General features: G+C 59.2%; 5 protein-coding genes and 1 tRNA gene. 5 read left to right on the top strand and 1 reads right to left on the bottom strand.

Features of this window, described 5'->3' with window-relative positions; genetic code table 11:
• Positions 1-8: 8 nt before the first annotated feature.
• Positions 9-611, top strand: coding sequence for a 3-isopropylmalate dehydratase small subunit (leuD, locus tag NW820_RS10020; protein ID WP_414342404.1), 603 nt, complete (start codon positions 9-11; stop codon positions 609-611).
• Positions 608-1,690 carry an SAM-dependent methyltransferase gene (locus NW820_RS10015; protein WP_414407408.1) on the top strand — a complete coding sequence of 361 codons (1,083 nt, stop codon included), beginning with the start codon at positions 608-610 and terminating at the stop codon, positions 1,688-1,690. Before leuD ends, NW820_RS10015 begins: the two co-directional genes overlap by 4 nt.
• On the opposite strand, the gene NW820_RS10010 is transcribed toward NW820_RS10015, so the two are convergent.
• Entirely contained in the window at positions 1,666-1,860 is a 195-nt protein-coding gene (locus NW820_RS10010) for a hypothetical protein (protein WP_011433610.1), read from the bottom strand. The two genes, NW820_RS10015 and NW820_RS10010, sit on opposite strands and share 25 nt — an antisense overlap.
• A 139-nt stretch (positions 1,861-1,999) precedes the next feature.
• On the opposite strand from NW820_RS10010, the gene NW820_RS10005 reads away from it, so the two are divergent.
• From NW820_RS10005 to NW820_RS09995, 3 genes are all read left to right on the top strand, one after another.
• Positions 2,000-2,239, top strand: a complete 240-nt coding sequence (locus NW820_RS10005; RefSeq protein ID WP_011433611.1) for a hypothetical protein — start codon at positions 2,000-2,002, stop codon at positions 2,237-2,239.
• Positions 2,240-2,329: 90 nt separating this feature from the next.
• Positions 2,330-2,743: an NfeD family protein gene (locus NW820_RS10000; RefSeq protein ID WP_414407407.1), complete on the top strand. Its 414-nt coding sequence runs from the start codon at positions 2,330-2,332 to the stop codon at positions 2,741-2,743.
• Positions 2,744-2,841: 98 nt separating this feature from the next.
• Positions 2,842-2,915: transfer RNA gene (locus tag NW820_RS09995), tRNA-Pro, on the top strand.
• Positions 2,916-2,920: the final 5 nt, after the last annotated feature.

Below are 2,920 nucleotides of genomic sequence, written 5' to 3'. Positions count from 1 at the left end.
AAGTTCCCATGTCAAGCGAAGTTTTGACCGTCACAGGCCGAGGGATCCCCCTGCTGGGCAACGACATCGACACCGATCGGATTATCCCGGCCCGCTTTTTGAAGTGCGTCACTTTTGACGGCTTGGGCCAGCACGTGTTTGCCGACGACCGCGCCCAGGATCCCGGCCAACACCCCTTCGATCAACCCCAGTACCAGGGAGCCCAGATCCTCGTGGTCAATGCCAATTTTGGCTGTGGCTCCAGCCGGGAGCATGCCCCCCAAGCGCTGGCCAAGTGGGGGATCCGCGCCCTCATTGGCGAAAGCTTTGCCGAGATCTTCTTCGGCAACTGCTTGGCTCTAGGGATCCCTTGTGTTACGGCACCCCCGGCTGTGATTCAAGCCCTGCAGAAGGCGGTGGCGGAAAATCCCCAGCTCCAGTTGACGCTGGATCTGCCCAACAAACAGGTGCGCTGGGAGGCAAATACCGCTGCTGTGGAGATCCCCCAGGGAGCCTGGCAAATGCTGGTGCAGGGCACCTGGGACGCCACAGGACAACTGCTGGCCGCCCAAGCCCAGATTCAGCAAGTAGCCGCTTCTTTACCCTACGTGCGTTGGCAGCGAGCCCGTTGAGCAATCCTCTCCCCCCTGATACCCATACATGGCTGGGCAGTGCTGACCCAGATTTTCTGGATTTGGCGATCCGGGAGATAGAAGCTGCGGATCCAGAGGCTGCCGTGCAGCGGCTAAAGGAAGCACCTGGCTTGGTATGGGTGTGCAGCCAACGCTCATTTGCTGACCTGGCTGAGGCTTGGCAAGCTGACCCGCCCATTTTTTTACGCCACATCTGCCCCATTCACCAAGAACGGCGGCTGGCCGAGGGATCCTTAGTTGAATTGCGCCTTGATGGGGAAATGTTGGCAGCCATTGACCCCGCCCTCAGCTTTTCGGTTCAGACGCGCCTGTTTGGGGAGCGGAATCTCAAGCCCTTCCAGGTCAATGAAACCCTGGCCGAACAGGTGATCGCGGCGGTGGGATCCCCCCTGCAGGTCAAAGACCCACAGCAGGTGATCTCGGTGGTGATCCTGGCTCAACCGATGGGCATTCGCGCTTGGCTGGGCCTATCCTTGGCTGCCCAGAACCTCTCCAACTGGGCCGGTGGGATCCATCGCTTTCGGCGGGATCCAGAGCAAATCAGCCGCTCCGAGTTTAAGCTGCTGGAGGCCATCCAGGTGTTTCAGATTCCCTTGGTGCCGGGGGGACAGGCTCTGGATCTGGGGGCAGCACCGGGGGGATGGTCGCGCATTTTGCGCCTATATGGCCAGCAGGTCACAGCAGTGGATCCGGGGGACTTGGACGAGCGCCTCAGCCAAGATCCGGGGATCCGCCACCATCGCCTCAGCGCCCAAGCCTACCTGGCCCGTGGCCCAGGCCGGTTTCACCTCATCCTCAACGACATGCGCATGGATGGCCCGGCTTCTGCCCGCCTGATGGTGGCTTTTGCCCCCCATCTGCAGCCACAGGGGAGAGCTGTGATGACCCTGAAGTTACCTCGCCAACACCGCCTGCGGGTGCTGCGGCAAAGTCTGGAGATTTTGGGTAGTGCCTTCCCCCTGGTGAGAGCCCGCCACCTGTTTCACAATCGCAGCGAAGTCACCCTCTACTTGCAACAGGGGATCCCTGCCCCTCAATCTGCCGTTTCCACCACCTGAATCTCCCGACGGAGCACCATTTCGCGAATGGACTCCAGCAAGCCTATCTCTTCGGGGGAGATTTTGCCGTCCGACCGGATGGCGTTGACGATTTGATCCACCTCTGTGCGGGTGAGCTTTTTGTCTTCCAGCGCTCGATCCACCAGCGCTTGCAATTGCGAAAACTCCATAAGGCTCCTCTTGCTTGAACAGGTCTTGTCGCCTCATCTCCTCATCCAAGCTACCCGCCCTGACCCAAATCTCCTGCAAGCGCAAGATTCTCTTCAGGTATCCTAAAGAAAACGTGAAACCCACCGAGAGGAAGACATCATGGCTGGCCCGGATCCCAGGAGCACTGCGCACGATTGCGCCACCCTCTGTCGAGATGGCTGTGTCTTGGGAGAGGACTGCCCCCACCGAGAGGCGGCTCGCCAAGCCGTGGCCTTTGTCATGAGCACCGACTGGGAGACCTTGATGCGGATCGCCGAATCCAAGAACCTACCCAAAAGCTCCCCTCAGGAAGAGATGGATCCCCTGCAGTTTTTGGAGAACTACCGCTTGGGCGGGTAGGCCCCAACCAGTCTCCCTAAGGACAAGGGATCCCTGCTGAGGATCCAGGGGTTTTGAGCCATACTGAATTTGGTGGGATCCCTGGATTCTATGGTTTGGCCTTGGATCATCATCGGGTTAGTCCTCATTTCTGCCGAATTGTTTTTGCCAGAATTGGTTGCCGGCTCGGTGGGGCTGGCGGCGCTCTTGGCGGGGCTTTTGGCTTATTTGGGGCTGCCGATCTGGGTACAATTTGCCAGCTGGATTGGGGCATCGGTGGTGTTGATTATCCTCAGCCGCCGTCTGGTGCCCCATGGATCGGTTCAGGTAGAGGAATCTCGCGAGGCGCGGGCAATCACCACCATTCCGCCGGGCGAACGGGGGCGGGTTTCTTATCTGGGTTCCACCTGGAACGCCAAGTGCAGCATCCCCAACCTAGAAATCCAAGCCGGGCAGGAGCTCTACGTGGTGGAGCGACAGGGGAATACCCTCATTGTCATGCCGGCCAAGATGCTCAAGTCCTGACCTGGACAAATGTTTGTTTCCCTTGTTGCCTTGAGCGAGGGATCCCTGCTTGGGTGTGCATCAGAGGCGGGGATCTGGCATAATCACAAAAGCTAAGCCGGGATGTAGCGCAGCTTGGTAGCGCATCTGCTTTGGGAGCAGAGGGCCGCAGGTTCAAATCCTGTCATCCCGATCCTG

The organism is Synechococcus sp. R55.7 (genome assembly GCF_047461955.1).
Classification (GTDB): Bacteria; Cyanobacteriota; Cyanobacteriia; order Thermostichales; family Thermostichaceae; genus Thermostichus.
The sequence above is the reverse complement of the archived record's forward strand: the minus strand, read 5'-3'. Positions and strand labels throughout refer to the sequence as shown.